2 protein-coding genes are annotated in these 1,871 nt (G+C 42.9%); both read left to right on the forward strand.

The window, feature by feature from the left end:
* Positions 1 to 1,068 (forward strand): ParB/RepB/Spo0J family partition protein (locus tag BM613_RS14400; protein WP_109431845.1); only part of this gene is annotated, 1,068 nt, incomplete at its 5' end.
* Positions 1,069 to 1,070: 2 nt separating this feature from the next.
* Positions 1,071 to 1,688, forward strand: a complete 618-nt coding sequence (locus BM613_RS14405) for a hypothetical protein (protein ID WP_109431846.1) — start codon at positions 1,071 to 1,073, stop codon at positions 1,686 to 1,688.
* Positions 1,689 to 1,871: the final 183 nt, after the last annotated feature.

Here is a 1,871-nt window from a genome sequence, read left to right on the forward strand (position 1 = left end):
ACGGATGTTTTAGATGTGGATGACAACAAGGCCGCCCGCATGCTCATTAGTGCAAACGTCAAAACGCGCACACTCTCGCCGATGGAGTTGGCGAAGGCAATTCGGAGAGAGCGGGAATTGATTGAGCAGACGTACGGAGAACGAAGGGGAAACCCAAATCTTAATTCTGCGCATGATGAGCAGAATTTAAAAGGCTTGTGGTCTGAACAAGTTTCACAAGAAATCGGGAAATCCGAGCAACACATTCGACGCTTAGACAAACTCAATGAACTCATTCCTGAACTTCAACAGCTTGTCGATCAGGGAAAATTAGGGACGACTGTGGCAGAGCAACTCGCTTATTTAACGTCCGACGAACAAACAGCGCTCTACCAAACTTTCGGTAAGGCGATTGGGAAGCAAAGCGTCGCAGAAACGAAAGAGGTTCGCAAGCAGATAGAATCAGAACGCAAGGCGCATGAAGAAGCAATTGCCAAGGTGCAACAACTCCAGCAAGAACTTGTGCGATTGCAACAAGAAAAGCAACAAAACGATAAAACAGAGAAAGAAAATTGGCTGGCATCCATTGCAAAATTAGAAACGGAGTTAGCTGAGGCAAGACGCGAATTAGCGAATCGACCACAAATCGAAGTGGTTTCAAATGAAATCAAGATGGTGCTCGAAGAAGCACGAGAACAAAACAAATCGCTTAAATATCAACTTGATATGAGAGCAAAAACCGAAGAACGTTTGCGCAAGGAAAAGGCGCAGGCGCTCGAAGCAAAGCGGGTTGCAGAAGAAAAAGCAATCGAAGAAAAGTTGGCACGAGAGCGTTTGCAAAAAACCCTTGCTTCTGCTGGGCAAAGCGACGAACATTTTCGGCTAATGAAAGCCATGGAATCCAAGTTACTTGATTTACGCAAAGAAGCAGCGGGGATGATGGACGTTTGGGACGTGGATCAGATCAGCGATGAGTTATATTCCGGGTTTATCAATTTGATGAACAGTGTTATCGCCTCGTTGCAACAGTTAGCACAAAAAAAGCGTCGGGATTCTAATAATCTCTACATTTTTAGAAAGGAGCGCTGAGGATGCCAGATCAATATAAGTTCCATAATACGGAAAGGAAGTTGGAGTTGCAGGCAGCCGCTTATTTTCAGAAGCAAAACCTTGCGGAATTAACGAACAACGAGGTTTCGCAGGGAATTTTGAATCAATTTGCGAAAATGGTTCGGCAAGAAATTCGCAACTGGGTCATCAAATCGCAAAATGTACCTAGTTTGCAGGCGGTAGATGCAGAGATTGTGCCATGCGTAGAAGAAAAAATTGCGCTTATTAAAAATACAAAATCTAAAACAATCGATTTTTTTCGAAACCACCCTACAGAAAGCAAAAAAGCACTGCAACTTCTTGCCCAGCGCATTATGTCTTTGCACAAGGTTGCATCGGGGTATTATTTTGAGCCAACCTACGCGGTGGCCGTTATTCGTTATGAGTTAGATAAAGAATTGTACGGAATCGTTGCGCCTGCCATAAAGCAGGCGGTCGATGAGTTGCGTGATCAGCTAAGGAATGTGGAGGAACAGGAAGTGATCAAAAAAATGCAAGAGACGATTATTGAGGCTGTTATTCAGCGCCTAACCCAAAAAGTACCTTCTCTGCTTAACAAAGAAAACGAGATAGAACCGTTACAAACTCTGCAAGCTTGATCGTTCGTGTAGAAAAATACTTACCCCGCCCCCTTCATATGAAAGGGGGCTTTTTGATAAAAAAATCTTTTGACTTTAAAATAAATATATCGTAAAATAAAATCAATAAATAACGCGTCGGATTTCCCAATTCTTCTATGTTATCATGGAACTATCGACCAAAAAAAAGGAGGTTATTTTGAT

Source organism: Sulfoacidibacillus thermotolerans, assembly GCF_003144315.1.
GTDB lineage: Bacteria > Bacillota > Bacilli > Alicyclobacillales > SLC66 > Sulfoacidibacillus > Sulfoacidibacillus thermotolerans.

Excerpts from the sequence above, each read along its gene's own strand:
- BM613_RS14405 (WP_109431846.1), top strand. The coding sequence starts at position 1,071 with ATGCCAGATCAATATAAGTTCCATAATACGGAAAGGAAGTTGGAGTTG.